Origin of the sequence: Micromonospora sp. A200 (genome assembly GCF_029893845.1) — a bacterium.
Classification (GTDB): domain Bacteria; phylum Actinomycetota; class Actinomycetes; order Mycobacteriales; family Micromonosporaceae; genus Micromonospora; species Micromonospora purpureochromogenes.
Genome location: NZ_JARXXY010000061.1, coordinates 1 through 23943 on the forward strand (window position 1 = coordinate 1; position 23943 = coordinate 23943).

22 protein-coding genes are annotated in these 23943 nt (G+C 74.3%); 14 read left to right on the forward strand and 8 right to left on the reverse strand.

Annotation, left to right across the window (positions count from 1 at the left end; all coding sequences use genetic code 11):
* Positions 1-187: 187 nt before the first annotated feature.
* Positions 188-1108, reverse strand: a complete 921-nt coding sequence (locus tag M2302_RS31670) for a PAC2 family protein (RefSeq protein ID WP_280841471.1) — start codon at positions 1106-1108, stop codon at positions 188-190.
* A 419-nt stretch (positions 1109-1527) separates the two neighbouring features.
* Here M2302_RS31670 and M2302_RS31675 point away from each other — a divergent pair, with 419 nt between their 5' ends.
* From M2302_RS31675 to M2302_RS31685, 3 genes are all read left to right on the forward strand, one after another.
* The gene (locus tag M2302_RS31675) at positions 1528-2403 is read left to right on the forward strand and encodes a peptidase M23 (RefSeq protein ID WP_280841472.1); all 876 of its coding nucleotides are present in this window, start codon (positions 1528-1530) and stop codon (positions 2401-2403) included.
* A 73-nt stretch (positions 2404-2476) separates the two neighbouring features.
* The gene (locus M2302_RS31680) at positions 2477-2623 is read left to right on the forward strand and encodes a hypothetical protein (protein WP_170285326.1); all 147 of its coding nucleotides are present in this window, start codon (positions 2477-2479) and stop codon (positions 2621-2623) included.
* 35 nt (positions 2624-2658) lie between these two features.
* Entirely contained in the window at positions 2659-3438 is a 780-nt protein-coding gene (locus M2302_RS31685; protein ID WP_280841473.1) for an EcsC family protein, read from the forward strand.
* Positions 3439-3599: 161 nt separating this feature from the next.
* On the opposite strand, the gene M2302_RS31690 is transcribed toward M2302_RS31685, so the two are convergent.
* Both M2302_RS31690 and M2302_RS31695 read right to left on the reverse strand, forming a co-directional pair.
* A complete protein-coding gene (locus M2302_RS31690; RefSeq protein WP_280841474.1) occupies positions 3600-4451 on the reverse strand; it encodes a GDSL-type esterase/lipase family protein in 852 nt (283 codons plus the stop codon).
* Positions 4452-4581: 130 nt separating this feature from the next.
* Positions 4582-5193: an antibiotic biosynthesis monooxygenase gene (locus tag M2302_RS31695; RefSeq protein WP_280841475.1), complete on the reverse strand. Its 612-nt coding sequence runs from the start codon at positions 5191-5193 to the stop codon at positions 4582-4584.
* 325 nt (positions 5194-5518) lie between these two features.
* Between M2302_RS31695 and M2302_RS31700 the strand changes: the two genes are divergently transcribed.
* The 5 genes from M2302_RS31700 to M2302_RS31720 are packed head-to-tail and all read left to right on the forward strand — an operon-like array spanning position 5519 to position 10087.
* On the forward strand, positions 5519-5782 hold the full coding sequence (locus M2302_RS31700) for a DUF6343 family protein (RefSeq protein WP_179804193.1): 264 nt from the start codon (positions 5519-5521) through the stop codon (positions 5780-5782).
* Between the two features lie 12 nt (positions 5783-5794).
* Positions 5795-7207, forward strand: a complete 1413-nt coding sequence (locus M2302_RS31705) for an NADP-dependent succinic semialdehyde dehydrogenase (RefSeq protein WP_280841476.1) — start codon at positions 5795-5797, stop codon at positions 7205-7207.
* A 43-nt stretch (positions 7208-7250) separates the two neighbouring features.
* On the forward strand, positions 7251-8216 hold the full coding sequence (locus M2302_RS31710; protein ID WP_280841477.1) for a TIGR03885 family FMN-dependent LLM class oxidoreductase: 966 nt from the start codon (positions 7251-7253) through the stop codon (positions 8214-8216).
* Positions 8217-8252: 36 nt separating this feature from the next.
* Positions 8253-9833, forward strand: a complete 1581-nt coding sequence (locus M2302_RS31715; RefSeq protein ID WP_280841478.1) for a Na+/H+ antiporter — start codon at positions 8253-8255, stop codon at positions 9831-9833.
* A complete protein-coding gene (locus M2302_RS31720) occupies positions 9830-10087 on the forward strand; it encodes a UBP-type zinc finger domain-containing protein (RefSeq protein ID WP_210778634.1) in 258 nt (85 codons plus the stop codon). The genes M2302_RS31715 and M2302_RS31720 overlap by 4 nt, the downstream gene beginning before the upstream one ends.
* An 18-nt stretch (positions 10088-10105) precedes the next feature.
* On the opposite strand, the gene M2302_RS31725 is transcribed toward M2302_RS31720, so the two are convergent.
* Entirely contained in the window at positions 10106-11389 is a 1284-nt protein-coding gene (locus M2302_RS31725; protein WP_280841479.1) for an MFS transporter, read from the reverse strand.
* 150 nt (positions 11390-11539) lie between these two features.
* Here M2302_RS31725 and M2302_RS31730 point away from each other — a divergent pair, with 150 nt between their 5' ends.
* Both M2302_RS31730 and M2302_RS31735 read left to right on the forward strand, forming a co-directional pair.
* Positions 11540-12730: a snapalysin family zinc-dependent metalloprotease gene (locus M2302_RS31730; RefSeq protein WP_280841480.1), complete on the forward strand. Its 1191-nt coding sequence runs from the start codon at positions 11540-11542 to the stop codon at positions 12728-12730.
* A 231-nt stretch (positions 12731-12961) separates the two neighbouring features.
* Positions 12962-13474, forward strand: a complete 513-nt coding sequence (locus M2302_RS31735) for a GNAT family N-acetyltransferase (protein WP_280841481.1) — start codon at positions 12962-12964, stop codon at positions 13472-13474.
* Between the two features lie 147 nt (positions 13475-13621).
* Here M2302_RS31735 and M2302_RS31740 read toward each other — a convergent pair whose 3' ends face one another.
* Positions 13622-16228, reverse strand: a complete 2607-nt coding sequence (locus tag M2302_RS31740) for a glycoside hydrolase family 9 protein (protein WP_280841487.1) — start codon at positions 16226-16228, stop codon at positions 13622-13624.
* Between the two features lie 247 nt (positions 16229-16475).
* On the opposite strand from M2302_RS31740, the gene M2302_RS31745 reads away from it, so the two are divergent.
* Positions 16476-17201 (forward strand): protein phosphatase 2C domain-containing protein, encoded by a 726-nt coding sequence (locus M2302_RS31745; RefSeq protein ID WP_280841482.1) that lies wholly within the window; start codon positions 16476-16478, stop codon positions 17199-17201.
* A gap of 12 nt (positions 17202-17213) precedes the next feature.
* On the opposite strand, the gene hrpB is transcribed toward M2302_RS31745, so the two are convergent.
* The 3 genes from hrpB to M2302_RS31760 are packed head-to-tail and all read right to left on the reverse strand — an operon-like array spanning position 17214 to position 20835.
* On the reverse strand, positions 17214-19727 hold the full coding sequence (gene hrpB / locus M2302_RS31750) for an ATP-dependent helicase HrpB (protein WP_280841488.1): 2514 nt from the start codon (positions 19725-19727) through the stop codon (positions 17214-17216).
* Positions 19728-19751: 24 nt separating this feature from the next.
* Positions 19752-19952 (reverse strand): DUF397 domain-containing protein, encoded by a 201-nt coding sequence (locus tag M2302_RS31755; RefSeq protein ID WP_280841483.1) that lies wholly within the window; start codon positions 19950-19952, stop codon positions 19752-19754.
* A gap of 40 nt (positions 19953-19992) precedes the next feature.
* Entirely contained in the window at positions 19993-20835 is an 843-nt protein-coding gene (locus tag M2302_RS31760) for a helix-turn-helix transcriptional regulator (RefSeq protein WP_280841484.1), read from the reverse strand.
* A 144-nt stretch (positions 20836-20979) separates the two neighbouring features.
* Here M2302_RS31760 and M2302_RS31765 point away from each other — a divergent pair, with 144 nt between their 5' ends.
* The 3 genes from M2302_RS31765 to M2302_RS31775 are packed head-to-tail and all read left to right on the forward strand — an operon-like array spanning position 20980 to position 23771.
* A complete protein-coding gene (locus tag M2302_RS31765; RefSeq protein WP_154938990.1) occupies positions 20980-21606 on the forward strand; it encodes a GPP34 family phosphoprotein in 627 nt (208 codons plus the stop codon).
* 51 nt (positions 21607-21657) lie between these two features.
* Complete coding sequence (locus tag M2302_RS31770) at positions 21658-23181, forward strand: APC family permease (RefSeq protein ID WP_280841485.1); 1524 nt, start codon at positions 21658-21660, stop codon at positions 23179-23181.
* Positions 23178-23771 (forward strand): GNAT family N-acetyltransferase, encoded by a 594-nt coding sequence (locus M2302_RS31775; RefSeq protein ID WP_280841486.1) that lies wholly within the window; start codon positions 23178-23180, stop codon positions 23769-23771. Before M2302_RS31770 ends, M2302_RS31775 begins: the two co-directional genes overlap by 4 nt.
* The last annotated feature ends 172 nt before the right edge of the window (positions 23772-23943 follow it).

Genomic DNA, 23943 nt, shown 5'->3' on the forward strand with positions numbered 1-23943 from the left:
GGGTGGGGGCCGCCAATCGGCGGCGCGGGGGCCGGGGGCCCTACACGGTTTTCCGGGACCGGGCGGCCCCAGGATGCACTCCACCAGCACGTACCCCCCCCCGGCGCCCGGGCCCCGCCGGCCCGGCGCGCCGCATGATCGGCTCTGGAGTCGGCGCCGACCGCCGGTTGTTCAGCGGTCGGCCGGGTCAGCCGTTCGGGGTGTCACCGGGTCGGGTCTGTTCGGCGAGGAACCGCTCCAGCTCGGCGCCGAGCTCGTCGGCGGTGGGCAGCGGCCCGGCCTCGGCGGCCAGCAGGTTCTTCTCGCCGCGCCCACGGGCGAACGCGTCGTACTGCTCCTCCAGGGCCTGGACCAGCGCGGCGGCCTCGTCGGTCTGCGCGACCTGCCGGTCGATCTCGACCCGCACCACCTCGGCGGCCGTGCGCAGACCGTCGCTGGGCAGCAGCAGCCCGGTGCTGCGGGAGACCGAGGAGAGCAGCACCTCGGCGGCGGCCGGGTACTCGGTCTGGGCGACGTAGTGCGGCACGTGCGCGGCGAAGCCGATCGCGTCCCGGCCGGCCTCGCCGAGCCGGTACTCGAGCAGATGGCCGACGCTGCCGGGGACCTGCACCCGCTGGAGCCAGGGCTCGTAGCCGGCGATCAGCTCGCGCCGGGTGGCGTGCGCGGTCACCCCGGTGGGGCGGGTGTGCGGCACGGCCATCGGGATGGAGTTCAGCCCGGCGGTGAGTCGGACGCCGAGTCGGGTGGCCAGGGCGGCGACCGCGGCGACGAACCGCTCCCACTGCAGGTCCGGCTCCGGGCCGGTGAGCAGCAGGAAGGGGGTCTCGTCGTCGTCGTGCAGCAGGTGCAGCGCCAGCTCCGGCGCGTCGTAGTGCTCCCAGTGGTCCTCGACGAAGGTCATCACCGGGCGGCGGGAGCGGTAGTCGAAGAGCTGGTCGACGTCGAAGGTGGCGATCTGACGCGATTCCAGCGAGGTGAGCAGCTGCTCACGGGCCAGGCGGCTCGCGCTGCCGGCGTCGACGAAGCCGGTCAGGGCCTGGATCAGCACCGGCTGCCCGAGGTCGGGCAGATCGTCGGTGAGCTGGTACAGCTCGTGTGGGTCGAGCACCGGTCGGACCTCCTGAGGAAACGCGCGTACGGGCCGCCGTGCGCGCACGGCTCCCGGTTCGCCGAACGTACCCGCCCCCGGTATCCATTCCAGCAACGGGCGGTTCGCGGCGATCCTGGCGAGCAAAGACGGACGAAGCGCGCATTTTGTCGATCATCCGAGGCGCGGTTGTCCGTTGGTCTACCAATCGCTCATACGAACGGGGGATATGGTCGATCATGTGGGCCGGGGCGGCGATCTCGACCCCGCCGTTCCGAAACTCCCGCCGCCCAGGCGTCTTCCCGAGATGCCGGTTCTGCGGGGTTACGCACCGCGGCCACGGGGCGCCACCGACGCGTCCCGGTTCGACCCGTCGGATTGTGGCGAGGGCCACTCGCTCACGGTGGGTGACCCGTAAAACGCCTGCCTAACGTCGTCGGATGCGTGACGACGACACCATCGACGACCAGTACGCCCACGAGGGCCCGACTGGCCGTTCGGACGATACCCCCTCGTCCGTTCAGGTCGGCGTTCTCCGTGGCGACCAGGCCGCTCCCTCGCTCCGTACCCGCCTCGGCGCCCTCGTTAACCCCCTGACCCGCCGCCCGTCGCGGGTGGCGCTCGCCTCCGGCGTGGTCTGCTGCCTCGGCGTGGCGGCCTTCGCCGGCGTGCAGGCCCTGCCGGCCGACCGGCTCGACCCGGTCGCCGCCCAGCCGGCACTCACCGAGCGGGCGCAGGAGGGTGTCGCCTCCCGGGGCCAGGCGCGTACCCCGGTCACCGCGACCCCGACCCCCGCCGCCAGCCCGTCCGCCTCGCCGTCGCCGACCGCGACGAAGAAGGCCAAGCCCAAGCCCAAGCCGAAGCCGAAGCCGACGCGGATCGCCCCCGTCGCCGGCCTGGACCGGGCCCAGATGGACAACGCCACGGCCATCGTCAAGGCCGGCCGGAAGATGGGCGTGCCCCGGCAGGCCCTGATCATCGCGGTGGCCACCGCGATGCAGGAGAGCAACCTCTACAACTACGCCAGCGGCGTGCTGCCCGAGTCCCAGAACTACCCCCACCAGGCCATCGGCTGGGACCACGACTCGGTCGGGCTGTTCCAGCAGCGGCCCAGCAGCGGCTGGGGCGAGGTCCGCGACCTGATGGACCCCGAGTACGCCACCCAGGCGTTCCTCTCCGCGCTGCTGGAGATCCCCGGCTGGCAGAACCTGGCGCTGACCGACGCGGCCCAGGCCGTGCAGGTCTCGGCGTTCCCGTGGGCCTACGCCCAGCACGAGTGGCGGGCGACCGAGGTGGTCGAGGCCATCCTGGCCTGATCGTCCCGGGTTGTCGGTTGCCGGTTGTCCGTTGGGGGTACACATGATGCACGACCACCGAACGGAGGACGACATGTCACTGGTGCAACGGATCAGGGCGTTCCTGCGCTCGCCGCGCGGGCAACAGCTGGTCGACCGGGGCCGGCGTGAGTTGGCCAAGCCGGAGAACCAGGCCAAGCTCAGGCAGGTGGCCAACCGGTTCTCCAGCCGCCGCCGCTGATCGTCCCCCGCTCGCCCTCGACACCGGGAGCCCCCGTGACCGACTCCGCCCCCGTCGACGACGAACCCACCGCCCCCACCCCGCCGCCGGCCAGCCCGGCGGCGGCGGTCACCCCGCCGGCCGCCCGGACGGGCGAGCCGGACGCCCCCGAGGCGCCGCCCGCCCGGCTCTGGGACCGGATGCGGGAGGACCCGCAGTACGCGCCGGAGCACCTCGCCCTGGAGGCGGTGCGCCGGCTGGGGCCGGAGGCCGCCGAGTGGGCGGCTCGGGCCCGTGCCGCGCGCCCCGACGTCTCCGCCGACGACCTCGCCGAGCAGGCGGTCCGCAAGTTCGTCAACCAGGCCCGCCTCTCCGGAGCGGTCTCCGGCGTGGCCGGGCTCCCCGGCGCGGTGATCGACGTCGGCGTGCTGGCCTGGACCCAGGCCCGGCTGGTGCTGCACATCGCCGCCGCGTACGGGGTGGACCCGGTGCACCCGGACCGGGCCACCGACCTGCTGGTGCTGCAGAAGGTGCACAAGGTCGCCGAGAGCGCCCGGCTGGCCCTGGGCGTGGCGGCGGGGCGGGAACGCGCCGGAGCCCTGTTCGGCCACGGCGCGCAGAACCCGCTCGGCAAGGTGATGCTCCGCCTCGGCGTGCGGCTGGCCCAGATGGCCGGGGTCCGCGCGGCGAAGCGGATGTTCGCCAAGGTCGTGCCGGGCGCCGCCATCATCCTCGGCACCTGGGCCAACTCCTCGGCCACCAAGGACCTCGCCGAGCGCGCCTGCGCGCTCTACCGGGCCGGTCGGGGCGGCGTGCCGCAGCCCCGCCGTTCCTGACCCGCACGGCAGTACGGCGGTGTCCCGGTCTCCGGGGCGCCGCCGTTTCGCGTGTCCGCTGGGCAACAGCGGTCCACGCCGCGCGCGGTCGGCGGCCGACCGTTCCATCTCAGGCTCTGCCGGTCGGCCCGAGCGTCCCGGTGACCCGCTCGGAATGCCCGTCAGAGTCGCCAGCCGGCGGTGGAGAAGCTGACGTCGGCGAGCCGGTTCTGCCCGGCCACGTTGGGGTGGAACCAGTCGAGCCCGTTCACCTCGTCCAGGGTGAAGCGCACCCGGTGCACCGCCCCGCCGTCGTGCCGGCAGCGCGTCCCGTACGCCCGGCAGGCCGCCTTCAGTTGGGCGTTGTAGTCGTCGATCCGGTCCCGGAACCTGGCCCGGCGGGCCCGGTCGGCCGGGGCGGTGGAGGTCGGGTTGGCCAGCAGCGAGGGGCAGATGCCGGCCCGCCAGATCCGGGTGGCCCGCGAGTCGGTGTGCCCGACCTCCCAGAGCCGGTACAGGTCGGGGATGCTCACCACCAGCACGCGGGCCTTCGGTCGCCCCTTGCGCAGCACCCGCAGGCCACGGTCGACCTGGGTGCGGAACGTCGCCACCGGCGTCATCGTGTCGATGTCGTCGCGGCAGGCGTCGTTGGCGCCGATCAGCACGGTCACGTAGTCGGCCTTGTCGCGTACGGCCGCCTGCGCCTGCCCGGCGAGCGCCTCGGCGCGCGCCCCGGGCACGGCATGGTTGTGAGCCCGGCCGCGGATGTCCGGGTTGGCCTCGAGCAGCCGGCGGTAGTGGCTCTCCACCCGGATGCCGTCCCCTGTGGACCAGGAGTTGCGCTGGCAGGAGGTGAGCACGAGGCAGGAGCCGAAGCCGGTGGTGATCGAGTCGCCGAGCGCGGCCATGGTGGTGGGCAGGCCGGACTGGCCGGATTCCCGCGTCGGCCGGGGCGAGGCGTTGCCGCCCTCCTCGCACGCGAGGGCGACCAGCGCCAGCAGGCAGGCGACGGCGGCGACCCAGCGTCGAGGCATTGTGTTCCCCCGGTCCGGCGGCGCAGAGCGACAGCGCGGTAACTCTACGGGGGCGGCCGGCCGGGTCGGGCCGTTCGTGTCGACTTTCAGGCAGAGTAAATATTTAGAAACATGGATTTGTTAGGCCGGGTCAGCGGGACGCCCGCCACGGTGGCCGCTGCCCGTGCAGCCACCAGTGCAGCGCCCGGGTGATCCAGGGCAGCACCAGGTACGTCATCAGCGGCGTCAGGCAGAGCGTCATGAGCAGCGTCCGCGCGGCCAGCGGCACCCCGCCGATGAACCGGGCGGTGAGCAGGGTGGCGGCCAGGCTCAGCGGAAAGAAGGCCAGCCAGATCGTCACCGCCTGCTTCCAGCGCGGCGGGGACACCGGCGCGGCCGGCTCGCCGACGGCCGGCGCCAGGGTCTCGACCACGTGGTCGACCGGCGGGTCGAACCAGCCCTCGATGCCGGTGCGCCGCTCGACCCGGGTGTGCTCGACGATGCCCTGCGCCGAGGTGAGCCACCAGTTGCGCTGCGGGGACTCCTCCCAGCGGCGCAGCGTCTCGTGGTCGGCGAACCGGTAGAGCATGTGCCACTCCGGCGAGCCGGGCGCGCTCTGCACCCAGCCCATGCCGAGGAACCCCGGAAAGCTCTCGGCCAGCACGCTGCCGGCCCGCATCCAGGCGACCATTTCGTGGGCGCGCGCGGGATCGGCGCGCCGGGCGATGGCGACGGTCACCGGCACCGCGTGGGTCATGGTCATGCCCTCATCCTTCCCGCCCGCGCCGGTGTCGGCCCGGTCGTGGCGCGTCGGTGTAACGCAACCCACCGCCGGCCGCATCCGCGGCATACCCGCTCCGTGGCCGGCATCACCGCCTCGCCGTTCCGAGCCACCCCGGACCCCTGAGCCCGTCGGCCCTGGCCCGGTTTGCGGCGGGTGGCGGTGACGTCTCGACGGGATGGCGCGACACGCCGCGAACGGGGCCCCGAGGTCCGGTTCGCGGGCGGGCGGCGGATGGGACGGCGGCGGTCGGTGCGGCGGCTGGGGCGGGCGGTTAGGGCCCGTCCTGCGGGGGTAGGCCGGAGGAATGACGAGATCGCAGCCCCGGCGTGCCCGTGGCACGGTCGGCCACGCGTACAGCGCGTTGAACCTCCGGCTCGCGCTGGCCCTGTTCGGCCTGGTCACCATGACCGTCTTCGCGGTGCTGGCGTTCTGGGCCGACGTGGTCTGGTTGGGGGTGGTGTGCGCGGTCTTCGCCGTGGTCGCCGTGGTCGACCTGGTCGTCATCCAGCGCCGCCGCGCCGCGCGCCGCCGTGAGGAGCCGGGCGTGCGGCACTCACTCTTCGAGTGACAGGAGTACGAGATGCCCATCGCCACCACCAATCCCGCCACCGGCCAGCTGCTCAAGTCGTACGAGCCGATGTCGGCCGAGCAGATCGACGCCGCGATCGACCGGGCCGACGTGGCGTTCCGGGACCTGCACGGCACCACGCTCGCCCAGCGGGCGCAGTGGATGAACGCCGCGGCCGACCTGCTCGACGCGGAACGGGACGCCACCGCCCGGCTGATGACCACCGAGATGGGCAAGACGTACGTCGCGGCGCAGGCCGAGGTGACCAAGTGCGCCACCGCCTGCCGGTTCTACGCCGCCAACGCCGAGCGGATGCTCGCCGACGAGCCGGCCGACGCCGGTGCGGTCAAGGCCAGGCGGGCCTTCGTGCGGTACCAGCCGATCGGGCCGGTGCTCGCGGTGATGCCGTGGAACTTCCCGCTCTGGCAGGTGATGCGGTTCGCCGCGCCGGCGCTGATGGCCGGCAACACCGGCCTGCTCAAGCACGCCTCCAACGTGCCGCAGACCGCCCTCTATTTGGAGGAGTTGTTCCGCCGGGCCGGCTTCCCCGAGGGCGCGTTCACCACCCTGCTGGTCGGCTCGGAGGCCGTGGACCCGATCCTCAGCGACCCGCGGGTCCGCGCCGCCACGCTGACCGGCAGCGAGGGGGCGGGCCGCTCGATCGGCCAGATCGCCGGGCGGGAGCTGAAGAAGACGGTGCTGGAACTCGGCGGCAGCGACCCGTTCGTGGTGATGCCGTCGGCCGACCTGGACCGCGCCGCCGAGGTCGCCACCACGGCCCGCTGCCAGAACAACGGCCAGTCCTGCATCGCCGCCAAGCGGTTCATCGTGCACACCGACGTCTTCGACGCCTTCGCCGACACGTTCGCGGCCAACATGTCCGCGCTGCGGGTGGGCGACCCGATGGACGAGAACACCGACGTGGGGCCGCTGGCCAGCGAGCGCGGCCGGGACGAGATCCACGCCCAGGTGCAGGACGCGGTCGACCACGGCGCCACCGTGCTCTGCGGCGGCGAGAAGCCCGCCGGCGCCGGCTGGTTCTACCCGCCGACCGTGGTCACCGACCTGAACCCGCAGATGCGGATGTGGTCGGAGGAGGTCTTCGGGCCGGTCGCCGGCCTGTTCCGGGTGTCGTCCTACGCCGAGGCGATCGAGGTCGCCAACGGCACCGCCTTCGGCCTCGGCTCGAATGCCTGGACCACCGACCCGCAGGAGCAGGAGCGCTTCGCCGTCGACCTGGACGCCGGCAGCGTGTTCATCAACGGGATGACCACCTCGTACCCGGAGTTGCCGTTCGGCGGCGTGAAGAACTCCGGCTACGGCCGGGAGCTGTCCGCGCTCGGCATGCGGGAGTTCTGCAACACCAAGACCGTCTGGGTGGGCGAGGGCGCGGCATCGGCCGGCGCCGGCGCGCACGCCGAGTAGCGCCGCTTTTGGCCGGACACCGTCATGGGTAGGGAAGAACCCCATGACGGTGTTCGGCTTCCACGCCTCCCACGAGCAGATCCACCCGAGCCGGCTGCTGGATGCGGTGATCCACGCCGAGCGGGCCGGCTTCGACGCCGCCATGTCCTCGGACCACTTCTCGCCGTGGAGCGCCCGGCAGGGCCAGTCCGGCTTCGCGTGGTCCTGGCTCGGCGCCGCCCTCCAGGCCACCGGCCTGCCGTTCGGCGTGGTCAACGCGCCCGGCCAGCGCTACCACCCGGCGATCATCGCGCAGGCGATCGGCACCCTCGGCGCGATGTACCCGGGCCGGTTCTGGGCCGCGCTGGGCACCGGCGAGGCGAGCAACGAGCACATCACCGGCGACGGCTGGCCGCGCAAGGACGTGCGCGCCGCCCGGCTGCGCGAGTGCGTCGACGTCATCCGGGCGCTGCTCGCCGGCGAGGAGGTCAGCCACGACGGCCTGGTCCGGGTCGACCGGGCCCGGCTCTGGACCCGCCCGGAGCAGCCGCCGGCCCTGATCGGCGCGGCGGTCAGCGTCGCCACCGCCCGCTGGTGCGCCGAGTGGGCGGACGGCCTGATCACCGTCAACGCCCCCACCGCCCACCTGCGGCAGATGATCGACGCCTACCGGGACGCCGGCGGACGCGGCCCGCTGCACCTGCAGGTGCACGTCAGCTGGGCGCCCGAGCAGGCCGAGGCCGAGGCGATCGCGTATGACCAGTGGCGCAGCAACGTCTTCGCCCCGCCGGTCTGCTGGGACCTGGACACCGCCGAGCACTTCGACGCGGTCTCCGAGCAGGTGCCGATGGAGAAGGTCGTCGAGGTCGTCAACATCTCGGCCGACCCCGGCCGGCACGTCGGCTGGCTGGAGGAGTACGTCGAACTCGGCTTCGACCAGATCGCCCTGCACCACGTCGGGCAGGAGCAGCGCGCCTTCATCGACACGTTCGGCGCGCAGGTGCTGCCGAAGCTGCGGACCACGGCCTGATCTCGTCGCGCCCGCGCGCCCCCTAGGCTCGTACCCATGGAGGCTCTGTTCGAGGTCGTGGTCTTCCTCGCGATCGCGACGTTCGGCGCGGCGCTGGCCCGGCGGCTGGGCGTGCTCGCGCCCATCCTGCTGGTGGTCCTCGGTCTCGGCCTGTCCTTCCTGCCCGGCTTCCCGCAGGTGCGGCTCGACCCGGACCTGGTCTTGGTCGGCATCCTGCCGCCGCTGCTCTACGTCGCGGCCCTGGAGACGTCGGTGCCGGCGTTCCGGCTGAACCTGCGGCCGATCCTGCTGCTGGCGGTGGGACTGGTGCTGTTCACCGCGTTCGTGGTGGGCACCGTCGTGTACCTGCTCATGCCGGGCCTGCCGTACGCGATCTGCCTGGCGCTCGGCGCGGTGGTGGCGCCGCCCGACGCGGTGGCCGCCACGGCGGTGGCCCGGCGGGTTGGGCTGCCCCGCCGGATCGTCACCATCCTGGAGGGCGAGAGCCTGGTCAACGACGCCACCGCGCTGGTGCTGCTCCGTATCTCGATCATCGCCGCGACCGTGAGCGGCGGCCGGGTGGAGTTCGGGGAGGTGGCCTGGGAGGTGCTGCGCTCCACCGGCGGCGGCGTCCTGGTCGGCCTGCTCGGCGTGGCCGTCTTCGGCTATCTGCACAAGCGAACCGGTGACGCGCTCCTGGAAAACGCGCTGTCGCTGATCGTGCCGTTCGCAGTGGTCTTCGCCGCCGAGGAGATCCACGCCTCCGGGGTGGTCGCGGTCGTGGTGACCGGGCTCGGGATCGGCCACAAGATGCCGCTGCTGATGTCGGCGGCCTCGCGGCTGCAGGTCGGCGCGTTCTGGCGGCTGGCCCGGTTCCTGCTGGAAGGGCTGGTCTTCCTGCTGGTCGGCCTCCAACTACGGGAGGTGGTCCGCGACCTCGACGAACCGATCGGCCGGCTGGCCGGCGTCACCCTGGCGGTGCTGCTCGCCGTCTTCCTGTCCCGGTTCGTCTGGCTCTTCCCCGCCACCTACCTGGCCCGGCTGATGCCCCGGGCGCGACGCCGGGACCCGGCCCCACCGGCGCGGGTGCCGATCATCATCGGCTGGGCCGGGATGCGCGGGGTGGTGACGCTCGCCGCCGCGCTGGCCCTGCCGCTGACCCTGGCCGGGGGCCGGCCCTACCAGCGGGAGCTGTTCATCTGGCTGGCCTTCGCGGTGATCGTGGTGACCCTGGTGGCGCAGGGGGCCACCCTGCCGATGGTGGCCCGCCGCCTCAAGCTGCCGCCGGACGACCCGGTGCAGGACGCGCTCTCCGCCGCGGCGGTGCAGCAGCAGGCCAGCAAGGCGGCCCGGGACCGGCTGTACGAGCTGGCGCCCGGCGCGCCGTCGTCGGTGGTGGAGCGGCTGCGCCAGCTCCTGGAGGCGCGGACCAACCTGGCCTGGGAGCAGCTGGGCGGCGAGGGCCGGGAAACCCCGTCCCAGGCGTACGGCCGGCTGCGACAGGAGATGATCGACGCCGAGCGGGAGGTGTACCGGGCCGCGCGTGACTCCGGCCGGATACCGGAGGAGGTGCTGGTGCGGGCGTACCGTGACCTGGACCTGGAGGAGTCTTTGCTGACCCGGGAGGCCGACGAGTGAGCTGCCAGCATCTGACCGAGGCGGGCGACGCCGAGCCGCAGGCCGAGGACGTCTGCCCGGACTGCGTCGCCATCGGCAACGACTACTGGGTGCACCTGCGCGCCTGCCTGACCTGCGGGCACGTGGGCTGCTGCGACTCCTCGCCGTACCAGCACGGGACGAAGCACTTCGAGTCCAGCGGGCACCCGGTGATGCGCTCGATCCAGCCGGGGGAGACCTGGCGCTGGTGCTTCGTCGACGAGGAGATCGGCTGACCGGTCCGGTTTCCCGGATCAGTGGCGGCCGGCGGCTCTCCGTCGAGCGGCAGCACCGGGCGCCGGTGCGGGCAGGTCGTCCGCCGGCTGCCCCGCACCGCCGGCGAGAGCCCGCCGGGTCAGGGTCGGGACGAGCAGCCCGACGAGCGCGAAGAGCAGGGCCAGCGCGCACCACCCGGCGACCCCGCCGTCGAGGACCGCCCAGGTCAGCAGCGCGGGTCCCACGGCCCGGGCGAGGCCGGCGAGCACCCCGTCCACCCCCAGGTACGCCCCGATCGACTCCGGCGCGGCCAGCCCGTAGGCGAGCCCCGCGCCGGCGCTGCCGTGCCACAGGTCGCCGACGGTGTAGACGGCGGTGGCGAGCAGCAGCAGCCCGGTCGCCGGCCCGGCCGGTGTGCCGGTGGTGGCCGCGTACAGCAGCATCGCCACCGCCAGCACCAGGCCGGCCCGGCGCATCGCGGCGGCGGCCGGGACGGCGGTGTCCGCGCCCCGGGCCAGCCGCACCGCCAGCAGCACCGTGAGCGACGTGTTGACCAGCAGCACCGCCGACACCACGGCCGGCGGGGCCCCGGTCCGGCTCACCGTCCACAGCGGCACGACCAGGGTGAGCACCGTGGCGTGCAGTGCCAGCACCGCCGATGCCCCGCTGACGGCCAGGAACGGCCGGTCCCGCAGCGCCCGCGCCCGACCCGACGTCGCCGGCCGCGCCGGGGGCGGGTAGCCGGGCAGCCGCATCAGCAGCGCCGCCGACACCAGATAGGTGATCGCGTTGCCGACCACCAGCACCTGGTACGCCAGATGCGTGTCGGCCGCGAGCGCGAACGCGGCCAGCCCGGCGCCGAGCGCGATGCCGAGGTTCGCCACCGCGCGCAGGGTGGCGAACGCGGGCACCCGCCCCTCGGGCCCGCCGACGGCGGCGACCAGGGCGGCGCGGACCGCCAGGTTGCCGGCGGTGAGCAGCGCGTCCAGCATCGCCACCACCAGGAACGCGGGGAAGGACCCCACCAGCAGGTACGCCCCGGCGACCGCGGCCTGGAGCAGTTGCAGCAGCGCGCGCAGCGTACGCGGGTCGCGGCGGTCGGCCAGGCCGCCGAGCGGGACGGCGGCGGTCAGCCCCAGCAGCCCGGCCAGGGTGAGCCCCAGCCCGACCGAGGCGGCACTCAGCCCGACGTCCCGGGTCAGGTAGAGGGGCGCGCCGGCCAGCCAGAGCCCCGAGCCGACGGTGTTGGCGAGCGTGGCCAGGGCCAGGGTGCGCAGCCGGCCGGGCGGCGGCAGTGGCGACCAGCGCCCGTGAACGGTCATCGGCTCGACCGTATGGACCGGCCGCCGCCGGCGGGGACCCGAAGCGGGCGACGCCGGTCACATCCATAACCAGCATATGACGAATCCGGTATTCCACAGACGCCCATCGATACGTCTAGCATCAATGAACATCTATCGATGGGAGGTCGGATGTTCCGACGACAAAGCTTCTCGCGTACCGCGGGCACCCTGCTCGCGCTGGTGCTGGCGGCGCTCGGCCTGGTGGCGGTCGAGGCGACGGCGGCCTCGGCGGCCGTCCGGACCGTCTACTACGACGCCAGCCGGGCCGGCGAGTTCCGCACCAACTTCGACCAGGCCGCCACGATCTGGAACAGCTCGGTGAGCACCGTCCGGCTCGCGCCGCGCACCCCCGGCAACGTCACCATCTACGTCGACGACGGCTGGCCCCGGGCGCAGCCGACCGGGCTCGGCTCCGGCCGGGTGTGGATGGGCCGGCAGGCGGTGAACCAGGGGTACGACCGGACCAGGATCGCCACCCACGAGATGGGCCACATCCTCGGCCTGCCCGACCGGCGTACCGGGCTCTGCTCCGACCTGATGTCCGGCAGCAGCGCGCCGGTGTCCTGCCGGAACGCGTACCCGAGCGCCGCCGAGGCGTCCCGGGTGAACTCGCTGTTCGGCGGCACGCTCACCGCGCCCACCACCGGGGTCAGCTACACCTGGACCGGCGCCGAGGACCCCGGGCCGTTCGTGGTCGGTGGTCGCCCGGCCAGCGAGAACTACCCGTGGATGGTCTACGTCTCCGGCTGCACCGGGACGCTGATCAAGGCGAACTGGGCGGTCACCGCCCGGCACTGCTCGACCCCGTCGTCGGTGCGGGTGGGCAGCGTCAACCGCACCAGCGGCGGGACCGTGGTCCGGGTGACCAGGGCGGTGAGCCACCCGTCCGTGGACGTGAAGCTGCTGCAACTGGCCAGCTCGGTCGGCTACGCCCCGGCACCGATCCCGGGCACCTCCGGCGCCGTCGGCACGGCCACCCGGATCATCGGCTGGGGGCAGACCTGCCCGCAGCGGGGCTGCGGCTCCGCACCCGCGGTCGCCAACGAGCTCGACACCTCCATCGTGGCCGACAGCCGCTGCATCGGCATCAACGCGACCTACGAGATCTGCACCAACAACACGAACGGGAACTCCGGGGCCTGCTACGGCGACTCCGGCGGCCCGCAGGTGCGGCGGATCAACGGGGTGTGGAACCTGATCGGCGCCACCAGCCGGGCCGGCAACAACAACCCCACCTGCGCCACCGGCCCGTCCATCTACGTCGACCTGCCGTCGATCCGCTCCTGGATCAACACCCAGGTGGGCGGCCTGCCCGCCTGAGCGCGACCCGTACACCCGGGGCGTCCGTTCCTACCGCAGCGGGCGCGGACGCCCCACCGGGCCGCCCCGACCGCCGCCGTTTCCGGAAGCGGTCGCGGCGGTCCGGTTCGTCGGCCTGACCGCCGCCGGCCGGGCGGTGTGACCGCTGCCGGTCCGAGTCGGACGGTCCGGGTCGGCCGGGCGGCCGAAATTCGGTGGGCGGCGCGCGCCGCAGCTGGTTGGGTCTGGGCCGTGGAGCGGATCAGAACGGCCCGGACGGACGAACTCGCCGACCTGCAACGGATCGAGGTGGCCTCCGGCGCGCCGTTTCGGGAGATCGGCATGGTCGACATCGCTGACGCGCCGCCGCTCGATTTGGACGTGCTCGGCGAGGGCCAGCGGGCCGGCCGGGTCTGGGTGGCCCTCGGGCCGGACGACCAGCCGATCGCCTTCGCCGTGGCGCACCTGGTCGACGGCTGCGCCCACGTCCAGCAGCTCAGCGTCCACCCCAGCCACGCCCGCCGAGGCGTCGGCCGGCGGCTGCTCGACCACGTTGCCGGCTGGGCGGGGCAGCGGGGCCTGCCGGCGCTCACGCTGACCACCTTCCGCAGCGTGCCGTGGAACGCGCCGTATTACGCCCGGTGCGGGTTCGTGGAGCTGTCGGCGGCGCAGGTCGGCCCCGGCCTGGCGGAGGTGTTGGCGGCCGAGGCGGCGCTGGGGCTCGACATGACCGACCGGGTCGCGATGCGCAGGGCCACCCGCTAGCGGACGGGGCCCCCGGCCGTTGGTCGCCGCCCCCGGCCCGAGTGGCCGCATTTTCACGGAAAGAGTGGCTTCCCGGCTCGGGGAGGCCACTCTTTCGGTGGACGTGCGCGGATCTTGAACCGGCGCGCGGGGTGCCGGAATGAGGGGTCAGGACAGGGTGCAGGCGGCGCCGTTGAGGGTGATCAGGTTGGGGGTGGGGTTGGCGAGGGTGCCGGCCTTGCCGAGCAGGCCGAAGGTGACGCTGCCGCCGGGCGGGACCTTCCCGTTGTACGACAGGTTCCGGGCCGTCACGGTGGCCCCGGACTGGCTGACCTGGGCCGTCCACGCCTGCTCGACCTTCTGGTCACCGGTGAAGGCGTACCGGACGGTCCAGCCGTTCACCGCGCTCGTGCCGGTGTTGCGGATGGTCACCTGGGTGTTGAAGCCGTCCGGCCAGGTGCCGTGCACCTGGTACGTGGCGGCGCAGGTCTGCGCGGGTACCGCCCCGGCGTCGCCCTGGTCGGCGAGGAACGAGGCGAGCCAGGCCAGCGCCGAGTTCCAGTTGATCGCCACCTCGTTGGTCGCGTACGAGTTGATGTCGTCGACGTAGCAGAACATCGGCTTGCAGCCGGCGAGCAGCTGGGCGGCGTACGGGTCCTGGAGGGCGGCGTTCGGACCGCCGGCCAGCGAACCGGCCGGCGGCTTCGGCAGGTCGGGGTTCAGCTGGTGGCCGAAGATGCGGCTGTGCTGGTTGCGGGCGTGCTGCTCGCCCCAGCCGGTCACGTATGACATGTTGAGCGCGTTGCGGCCGAGCAGGTAGTCCGTCGCCTGCACCGCCCCGTCCCGGTAGGTCGCGTTCCGGGTGAGGTCGAAGGCGGTGGCCAGCACGATCGCGTTGTTGACGACGTTGCTGTTGCTGCCCCACACGTAGTTGCCGGCGTCAGCGGGCAGCGGCAGGCCGTACGCCTGGGCGCGCAGCGCCGCCAGGTACCGGTCGGCGGCCTCGGTCACCGAGGCGCGGATCCGGGTCTTCTCGGCGGCCGGCAGGCCGTTCGGCACGGTGGCCAGGTCGAGGCGGCCGAGGGCGGCCACGCTCTGCCAGCCGAAGGCCCCGCCGGCGGCGAAGACGTCGCCGGTGTGGTGCGGCGAGGCGGTCAGGTCGTCCAGGTAGCTCTTCTTCCCGGTGGTCAGGTACAGCTCGACCGCGGCCCAGTAGAACTCGTCGGTGACGGTGGTGTCGTCGTACGCCCCGCCGCCGGTGCCGTCGGCCGCGCTGGCGTAGCTCGCCGGGTGCGCTTTCGCGGCCGCGTACGCGGTTCTCGCGGCGGTGCCGCAGTGGGCGGAGAAGGCCGTGTCGTAGGGGGCGAAGAGGCGGGCGCACTGGGCGGCGACGGCGGCCAGGTTGAGGGTGGCCGCGGTGGACGGCGGGTGCAGCTCGCGCGGCTGCGGGTCCTCGTGCGGGGCCAGCGGCAACCCGGTCCAGTTCCGGTCATGGATCTTGTGGTGGGCCATCCCGGCGAGCGGCCGGCCGGCCGGCACCTGCATGCGCAGCAGGAACTCGAGCTCCCAGCGGGCCTCGTCGAGCACGTCGGGGACCGCGTTGCCGCGCTCGGGCACCCGCAGGGTCGCGTCGCCCAGCGCCGCGCCGCCGTCGGCGGTCTCCGCCGTCCTGGTCCGCTCGAAGGTGTTCAGGAGCTGGTAGGTGGCGATGCCGCCGTTGACCACGTACTTGCCGTGGTCGCCGGCGTCGTACCAGCCGCCGCGCACGTCGAGGGGGTAGTCGCAGACGCCGGGCTGGCAGGGCACCTCGGTGTCGCCCTGGTTGGGCGCGACGCCCATGTGGCCGGCCGGGCGGGCGTACTCGGCGCCGATCAGGTCGCCGTCGATGGGGGTGCCGCTGCGCTGGGCGTAGAAGAACTGGAGCGAGTCGGCGCGCAGCCGGTCGTAGCGGCCGCCGGAGATGTCGAACGGGTGGCTGGTCTCGCCGTCGGCGACCAGGGTGTAGCCGGTGCCCGGCGTGCGGTACGCGGAGAAGTCGACGGTCTGCACGTGCTGCCCGGAGGCGGCGTCCACCCCGCGCGGGGTGCTCTCGCCGCTGGCCACCACCGCGCCGGCCGCGGACCGCAGCTCCCAGCGCAGCGGGTCGGTCGCCTCGGTCACCACGGTGGCGTTCTTCGGCCCGCCCGGCAGGTAGCCGACCTGGTTGACCCGCACCCGGGGGCCGGTGTCCGGCTGGTAGGGCGGGGCCGCCTCGCCGCCGCGCAGCGAGACGTTGTCGAGGCAGATCCGCTGCTCGGCGGCGGACCCGCCGACCTGGAAGATCAGCTGCGCGGCGGGGTTGTCGTCGGGCACGGTGAAGGTCTGCTCGACCCGGGTGCTCTCGGGGCCGGCGGTGGCGCCCACGGCCGCGTACGTGGTGTAGGGGGCGCTGCCGAGCTGGAGGACGGCCTTGATCGCGGCGCCGGGGGTGGCGGAGACGTCGAAGCCCAGCCGGTACTCCGCGCCGGCGTTGAGCCGTACCCCGTCCTGGCCGATGCCGGCGTCCCAGGGATTGGCCGACCCGCCGGGGACAGTGGTGCAGAGCCGGCCGTCGGCCGCGTCCAGCGCGCCGGTGCCGTAGGAGAACCAGGGGGAGACACCGGCGCTGAAGTCGCCGTTGCTGAGCTGTTCGGGGGCGTCCGGCGGGACCTCGGCGTGGGCCACGCCGGCGCCGGCGCCGGTGAGGGCCAGGGCGGTCGCCGCCAGCAACGCGAGGTGGCGGCGTCGGATTGGGATCACGGGGGATTCCTTCCGGGCGGGGGAGCGGTGGGGGTCGGGGAGGGAGCGATGCCTGGGAGCGCTCCCAACGTCGCCCCGATGTTTCCAGCGCATCGCGTCGGTGTCAATTGATCGGGCTGGATGACCTTCCGGCCGCGGTCGACGGCCCCCGGGAACGTGAAGGACAGTGAGATTCGCCGCGCCACGACCCGTCGTCCTGATCTCCTAGAGACAACAGCGGCCTTCGCCTGGCAGGCTGCCTCCCATGACCCTGAAGCTTCGTTCCGTCGGGACGAGCGACCGTGGGCTGATCCGAAGCGGAAACCAGGACGCCCTGCACGCCGGTGCCTGGCTCGTCGCCGTCGCCGACGGCATGGGCGGGATGGCGGCCGGCGACCTGGCCAGCCGGATCGCCATCGACGCGATCGCGCCCCTGGACGTGGAGACCCCCGAGGACGCTCTGGTGGCGGCGCTGCAGAGCGGCATCGAGCTGGCCACCGCGCGGATCCGCCAGGCGGTCGCCGAGGATTCGGAACGGCAGGGCATGGGCACCACACTGACCGCCCTGCTCTTCTCCCGGACCGGCAGCTGCCTCGCCCTGGCCCACATCGGCGACTCCCGGGCCTACCTGTTCCGTGAGGGCACGCTCAAGCAGATCACCCGGGACGACACCTTCGTGCAGATGCTCGTCGACCAGGGCGTGATCAGCCCCGAGGAGGCCGCCAGCCACCCCCGGCGGGCGGTGGTCACCCAGGCGCTCCAGGGCGAGGACGTCTCCCCGACGTACGCGACCATGGTCCCCTGGGCGGGGGACCGCTGGCTGCTGTGCAGCGACGGCCTCTCCAACGTGGTCCGCCCGGACACCCTCGCCGAGGTGCTGGCCGAGACCGCCGACCGGGAGCTGTGCGCCCGCCGTCTGATCGACCTCGCGCTGCGGGCCGGCGGCCCGGACAACGTCACCGTGCTGATCGCCGACATCGTCGAGGAGTGAGCCGGAGCCGGTTCAGCGGCGCCGGGGTGTGGCGTGCCGGGTGGGCGTGGCGCTGCCCGGGTCCTCCGGCCACGGGTGGCGCGGGTAGCGGCCGCGCAGCTCGGCGCGGACCTGCGGGTACCCGGTACGCCAGAACGACGCCAGGTCGGCGGTGACCGCCACCGGCCGGCCGGCCGGGGAGAGCAGGTGCAGCAGCACCGGCACCCGGCCGTCGGCGATCCGGGGCGCGGCCGGCCAGCCGAACGTCTCCTGGAGCTTCACCGCCAGCACCGGCGCCGCCGGGTCCGCGTAGTCGACCCGGATCTTCGAGCCGCTGGGGACCTCGATCCGCTCCGGCGCCAGCTCGTCCAGCCGGGCAGCCTGCCGCCACGGCAGCAGCCGGCGCAGCGCGGCGGCCACGTCGATCCGGGCCAGGTCGGCCCGCCGTCGCGCGGCGGCCAGCTCCGGGCCGAGCCAGTCGTCGACGGCCGCGAGCAGCGCGTCGTCGCTGACCTCGGGCCACTGCTCGCCGAGCGCCCGCCGGCAGAACGCCATCCGCTCCCGCAGCGCGCGGGCCGCCGGCGTCCAGCTCAACACCGACAGCCCTTCCTGGCGCAGCCCATCGCGCAGCGCCGCCGCCAGCAACGTCTGCTCCGGCCGGGCCAGCCGGCGGGTCAGCAGCTCGATCGCACCGAGCCGGACCACCTCCCGGGCCACCACGTCACCGTCGACCCAGCCGACCTCCCGCGCCTCGCGCAGCAGCGGTCCGCCCGCCTCCCGGGCGGTGACCTCGTCCAACCCCGCCGCCAGCCGCACCCGGGCGGTCGGCGCCCCGGGTGACCGGTCGGCCACCGCGACGGCCAGCCAGTCGACGCCCGCCAGCCCCGACCCGGGCGCCAGCTCCGCCGCGGTCCCACCCGCCATCAGGTACGACCTCCCCCCGGCCCGGCGGACCCGGGCCAGCCGTTCCGGGTACGCCAGCCCCACCAGCAGCCCGGCGGCCAGGTCGTCGGGCAGGTGGTCCCGGCCCCCGACATCGGGAGCGGTGGGCAGGGCGGCGCGCAGCCGGCGTACCTCGGTCCGCCAGCGGGCGGTGGCCCCCGGGTCGGCGTTGCCGCGCAGCCGCCGCCAGCCGGCGACCAGGTCGTCGTCCCGGCCGGTCAGGCCCTCCTCGGCCAGCAGCGCGACCAGCTCCGCCGCCCGGTCGGCGCCGACCCGGGGCGCGCCGTCGAGCAGGGCCCGGCCCAGCCGGGGATGGGCGCCGGCGGCCGCGATCGCCCGGCCCCGCGCGGTGATCCGGCCGTCCGCGTCGATGGCGCCGAGGCTGGCCAGCGTCTCCCGGGCCACCGTCAGCGCCGCCGGCGGCGGCGGGTCGGGCAGGGCCAGCCCCGTGCCGTCCGGGCTGCCCCAGGCCGCCAGCTCCAGGGCGAAGCCGGTCAGGTCGGCGGTGGCGATCTCCGGCTCCGGCTGCGCCGCCAGCCGCTCGTGGGTGGCCGCCGACCAGCAGCGGTAGACGTGGCCGGGTGCCTCCCGCCCGGCCCGGCCGGCGCGTTGCGTGGCGGCGGCCCGGGAGACCGGGACGGTGACCAGGGCGCCCAGGCCGCGGGACAGGTCGGTGCGGGCCACTCGGCTCAGCCCCGCGTCCACCACCACCCGGACGCCGGGCACGGTGAGGCTGCTCTCGGCCACCGAGGTGGCCAGCACCACCCGGCGGCGGTCGGCCGGCCGCAGCGCCGCGTCCTGCGCGGCGCCTGGCAGCCGCCCGTGCAGCGGCAGGACGGCCACCCGGTCGGCCAGGTCCGCCAGCCGCCGGGCGACGCCGGCGATCTCGCCGGCCCCCGGCAGAAAGACGAGCAGGTCCCCCTCGCGCTCGTGCAGCGCCCGCCGGACGGTGGCCGCGACGTGGTCGAGCAGGGCCGGGTCCACCCGACCGGCGCCGGGTGGGGTCACCGGGCGGGGTGGGGGCGCCCAGATCCGGGTGACCGGGTGCAGCGCCGCCTCGGCCCGGACCACCGGGACCGGCCGGTCCGTGCCGAGCAGCGCGGCGAACCGGTCCGCCTCCGGCGTCGCCGACATCGCCAGCAGCCACAGGTCGGGGCGCAGGGCGGCCCGGGAGTCCACCGCGAAGGCCAGCGCCAGGTCCGCGTCGAGCTGCCGCTCGTGGACCTCGTCGAGCAGCACCGCGCCGACCCCGGGCAGCTCCGGGTCGTGGTGCAGCCGGCGGACCAGCAGGCCGGTGGTGACCACCTCGATCCGGGTGCCGGGGCCGACCCGGCGCTCCCCGCGCACCGCGTACCCCACCCGTCCGCCGACCCGTTCGCCGAGCAGGTCGGCCATCCGGCGGGCCGCCGCGCGGGCGGCCACCCGACGCGGCTGGGCCACCACCACCCGGCCCTCGACCCGGTCGGCCACCGCGAGGGGCGCGAGCGTGGTCTTGCCGGTGCCGGGCGGCGCCACCAGCACCGCGCCGCCGGCCTCGGCCAGCGCCGCGACCAGCGCCGGCAGGACCGGACTGACCGGCAGTCTCAGGGGTACGTCGGAGAGCACGGTGCCCACTGTGGCACCCGGCGGTCAGCCGGGGCGCACCGCGTCGACGCCGGTGACGAAGGCGGCCCACGTCGCGGACGGGAAGACCAGTACCGGCCCGCCCCGGTCCTTGCTGTCGCGGACGGCGACCCGACCGTCGACGGTGGCGACCTCCACGCAGTTTCCGTTGCCACTGCTGCGCGTGCTGGTGCGCCAGTCCGCCCGGGTCAGGTCGAGCGCGGTCATCCCCGTACCTCTCGTCTTCTCCGGGCGTGCCGCGATGCGGTCACGCAAAGTTACGAGAAGCGGCCTCCAGGCGGGCCACGGAGTCCGCCGGATCCAGTGCCATGCGGCACAGCTCCTCGTGCACAAGGCTATACCCGCGCACGTGACCGGCATCCTCCAGAGCTAGCCCCATCGTGAGATTGTCCAGGTAGACCACGGAGGCGTCGGCGGCGTCGGCGAACTGCAGGATGACGTACGGGGTGCTCATCGCCGGATGCGCCCCGGCCTTGAATGGAAGTACGTAAATAGTTACGTTCGGTGATTGTGCGATCCGGGTCATGTGGGTCAGCTGCTCGGCCATCACCGCCGCACCGCCGACCGGGCGCAGCAGCACCGCCTCGTTGAGCACCACGGAGAGCTGGACCGGGGACTCCCGGCGCAGCACCTCCTGCCGGCGCAGCCGGGCGGCGACCTTGCGCTCCAGCCCCTCCTCGCCCGCGGTGCGCCGGTAGATCTCCCGCGCGTACGCCTCGGTCTGGAGCAGGCCGGGCACCGACTCCGCCTCGTACGTGCGCAGCGTCGCCGCCTCGGCCTCCAGTCCGACGTAGAACTCGAACCATTCCGGCAGGACGTCGCTGTAGTTCTGCCACCAGCCGCGCTGCTGCGCCCCGCGGGCGATCTCGATCAGCGCCTCCGCGTCCGCGCCGGTGACCGCGTACAGCGCCAAAGCGGCCCGTACGTCGCGCGGCTTGATGCCGATCTGGGCGTTCTCGATCCGGGACAGGTTGCTCTTGGACATGTCGAGCTGGCGGGCGGCGACGTCGAGCGTCATGCCGGCGCGCTCGCGCAGTTGACGAAGTTCGCGGGCGATCCGCCGGCGGCGGACGGTGGGGCTGGCGGTCACCCTCTGAGTCTGGCACGGCAAGATCCGCAGGTCGCGCCAGCACGGAGTGCAACCATCGAATCCGGGAGTTGCAATGGCCGGAGGGTGCGGGCATCCTGTCACCCGGCGTCGATCACTTGTGGACAACCCGCGTTGGAGGCTCGTTTGCTCATCGCCGACGAGTTCTTCCTCATCGCCCACAACGACAGCCGGGGCAAGGCGAAACTGCACCCGGCCGCGACCGGGCTGGGGCTCGCTGGCGCTCTGCTCGGCGAGCTGATCCTGTTCGGACAGATCACCGTCTCGGGCGGGCTCGTCACGGTGCTGGACCGGCGTCCACCGCCGGACGCCCTGGCGCACACCGTGCTGGACCAGTTGATCGGCGAGTCGCAGCACCAGTCGGTGCGTACCTGGCTGAGCTTCCTGGCCCAGACGGCGACCACGTCGGTGGGGGAGCGGCTGGCCCGCGCCGGGGTGCTGCGCCGGCAGGAGAGCCGGCGGTTGCTGCGCACCAGCGTCAGCTACGTCCCGATCGACCTCAACGTGGTGGCGTGGCCGGCCACCCGGCTGCGCGCCCTGCTGGAACGGCCGGACCCCCCTGGAGTGCCGGACGCCGTCCTGCTCGGCCTGGTCTGCGCCGCCGGGCTGAGCCGGGAGGTGCTCTGGAGCGCCGGACCCCGGGCGCACCACCGGCTCGGTGTGCTCATCCCCGCCCTGCCCGCCCCGCTGCGGGAACTCGTCGCGCACACCGAAGCCGCGGTCGGCGCGGCCGTGCTGCGCGGCATCCCCTGAACCTGCGCCACCACCATCCCCCTCACCCCCCCTCGAACCGGAGCCGCCCCCATGTCTCCCACGTCGACGCTGGAACGCCCCAGCAACGTCTCCGACGCCCTGGCCCGTGGCCGGTTGGGCGTCCCCTCGGTCATCTTCTTCGTCCTCTCCGCCGCCGCGCCGTTCACGGTGGTCGCCGGGGTGGTCACCACCGGGTACGCGGTCACCGGCGTGACCGGCATCCCGCTGGCCTTCCTGGCGGTCGCCGCCGTGCTCGTGCTCTTCTCCGTCGGCTACGTGGCGATGGCCCGCCGGGTCGCCAACGCCGGCGCGTTCTATGCGTACATCTCCCGCGGGCTGGGCCGGCCGGCCGGCGTCGGCGCGGCCTGGGTGGCGCTGATCGCGTACAACGCCCTGCAGGTCGGGCTCTACGGCACGATCGGCATCGCCGCCGAGCCGGTGCTCGACCGGCTCTTCGGCGGCCACCCGCAGTGGTGGGTGGTGGCCCTGGTCGCCTGGGGCCTGGTCGCCGTGCTGGGCCTGCTGCGGGTCGACATCAACGGGCTGGTGCTGGCGGTGCTGCTGGTCACCGAGATCGCGGTGATCGTCGTCTACGACCTCGCCCAGCTCACCCACCCGGCTGGCGGGGAGGTCAGCGTCGCCGCGCTGTCGCCGGAGAACCTCTTCGTGCCGGGCGCCGGGGCGGTGCTCGTGCTCGCCATCACCGGCTTCGTCGGCTTCGAGTCCGCGGTGGTGTTCAGCGAGGAGAGCAAGGACCCGCGCCGGACGGTGCCGATGGCCACCTACCTCTCGGTCGCGATCATCGCGGCGCTCTACGCCCTGTCGTCCTGGACGATGACGGTCGCCACCGGGCCGGACCGGATCGCCGAGCGGGCCGGCGAGGACAGCGTCCTGCTCATCTTCAACCTGGCCGGCGAGCACCTCGGCGACACCGCGGTGCTGATCGGCCAGGCGCTCTTCGTGACCTCGGTGCTGGCCGCGATGATCTCGTTCCACAACACCACCGCCCGGTACGCCTTCGCGCTCGGCCGGGAGCGGGTGCTGCCCGCCGCGTTCGGGCAGACCTCGCCGCGCACCGGGTCGCCCCGGGTGGCGTCGCTCGCGCAGAGCGTCCTCGGTCTGCTGGTGATCGTGCTCTACGCGGTGAACGGCTGGGACCCGGTGCTGAAGCTGTTCTACTGGGCCGGCACCGGCGGCGGCTTCGGCGTGCTGCTGCTGATCGCGGCGACCTCGGTCGCGGTCATCTCGTTCTTCGCCCGGCAGGGGGTGCGGGAGTCCCTCTGGCGGCGGGCGATCGCCCCGGGCCTGGCGGCGGTCGTGCTGGCCGTGATCATCGTGGTGGCGCTGGACAACTTCGCCAACCTGCTCGGCGTCGCGCCGGACTCCCCGCTGCGCTGGGCGATCCCCGCGGTCTACCCGGTCGCCGCGCTGCTCGGCGTGCTCTGGGGCCTGTTCCTGCGGCGCAGCCGCCCCGACGTGTACGCGCGGATCGGCCTGGGCGCGGAGAGCGCCGCGGTGGCCGTGCTGCCGGAGCCGGGCCAGCCGACGCCGGCCGGGGCGGGGGCGCGGCGGTGAGCGGGCTGACCGTCGAGCGGCTCGGGCCGGCGGAGACCCGGGCGGTCGCCGAGCGGATCGCCGGCGCGTTCCACGACCTGGCGGCGACGCGGTGGCTGGTGCCGGACGCCGCGAAGCGGGAGGCCGTGCTGGCGGACAACTTCGAGATCCTGGTCGACCACGCGATGCGGCACGGACTGGTCCACGCCACCGCCGACCGGTCCGGCGTCGCGGTCTGGTTCCCGCAGTCCGGCGACCCGGCGCCGCCACCGGCCGACTACGACGAGCGGCTGGCCGCGGCCTGCGGCGAGTGGACCGAGCGGTTCCAGCACCTCGACACGCTGTTCGAGGCGCACCACCCGCACGACGACCACCACCACCTGGCGTTCCTGGCGGTGGCCTCGCAGCGGCAGGGGCGGGGCGTCGGCACCGCCCTGCTGCGGCACCACCACGCGGCGCTGGACGCCGCGGGCGTGCCGGCGTACCTGGAGGCGAGCAGCGAGCGCAGCCGCGACCTGTACGCCCGGCACGGCTACCGGGTTGGCGAGCCCTTCCGGCTGCCCGACGGCTCCCCGTTCTACCCGATGTGGCGGGAGCCGGGCAGCCGCTGAGCACTGGCCCCGACGGCCGGCGCCGGCCCTCGCCGGCGGGCCGTCGGGCTGCGGCGCGGTTTGCGGCGTGTCGCGGGTTTGGGGGGGGTTGGGGGTGAACCACCCCCCCCCCCCCCACCACCGGGGCCGCGGGGCGGTCCCCCGTGGCCCCCCCCCCCCGGGCGGCCCCGCC

Coding starts and splice junctions, on each gene's coding strand:
- M2302_RS31715 (WP_280841478.1), top strand. CDS start 8,253: ATGGAGGCTCTGTTCGAGGTCGTGGTCTTCCTCGCGATCGCGACGTTC.
- M2302_RS31675 (WP_280841472.1), top strand. CDS start 1,528: ATGCGTGACGACGACACCATCGACGACCAGTACGCCCACGAGGGCCCG.
- M2302_RS31705 (WP_280841476.1), top strand. CDS start 5,795: ATGCCCATCGCCACCACCAATCCCGCCACCGGCCAGCTGCTCAAGTCG.
- M2302_RS31725 (WP_280841479.1), bottom strand. CDS start 11,389: ATGACCGTTCACGGGCGCTGGTCGCCACTGCCGCCGCCCGGCCGGCTG.
- M2302_RS31700 (WP_179804193.1), top strand. CDS start 5,519: ATGACGAGATCGCAGCCCCGGCGTGCCCGTGGCACGGTCGGCCACGCG.
- M2302_RS31710 (WP_280841477.1), top strand. CDS start 7,251: ATGACGGTGTTCGGCTTCCACGCCTCCCACGAGCAGATCCACCCGAGC.
- M2302_RS31770 (WP_280841485.1), top strand. CDS start 21,658: ATGTCTCCCACGTCGACGCTGGAACGCCCCAGCAACGTCTCCGACGCC.
- M2302_RS31745 (WP_280841482.1), top strand. CDS start 16,476: ATGACCCTGAAGCTTCGTTCCGTCGGGACGAGCGACCGTGGGCTGATC.
- M2302_RS31690 (WP_280841474.1), bottom strand. CDS start 4,451: ATGCCTCGACGCTGGGTCGCCGCCGTCGCCTGCCTGCTGGCGCTGGTC.
- M2302_RS31730 (WP_280841480.1), top strand. CDS start 11,540: ATGTTCCGACGACAAAGCTTCTCGCGTACCGCGGGCACCCTGCTCGCG.
- M2302_RS31680 (WP_170285326.1), top strand. CDS start 2,477: ATGTCACTGGTGCAACGGATCAGGGCGTTCCTGCGCTCGCCGCGCGGG.
- M2302_RS31755 (WP_280841483.1), bottom strand. CDS start 19,952: ATGACCGCGCTCGACCTGACCCGGGCGGACTGGCGCACCAGCACGCGC.
- M2302_RS31695 (WP_280841475.1), bottom strand. CDS start 5,193: ATGACCATGACCCACGCGGTGCCGGTGACCGTCGCCATCGCCCGGCGC.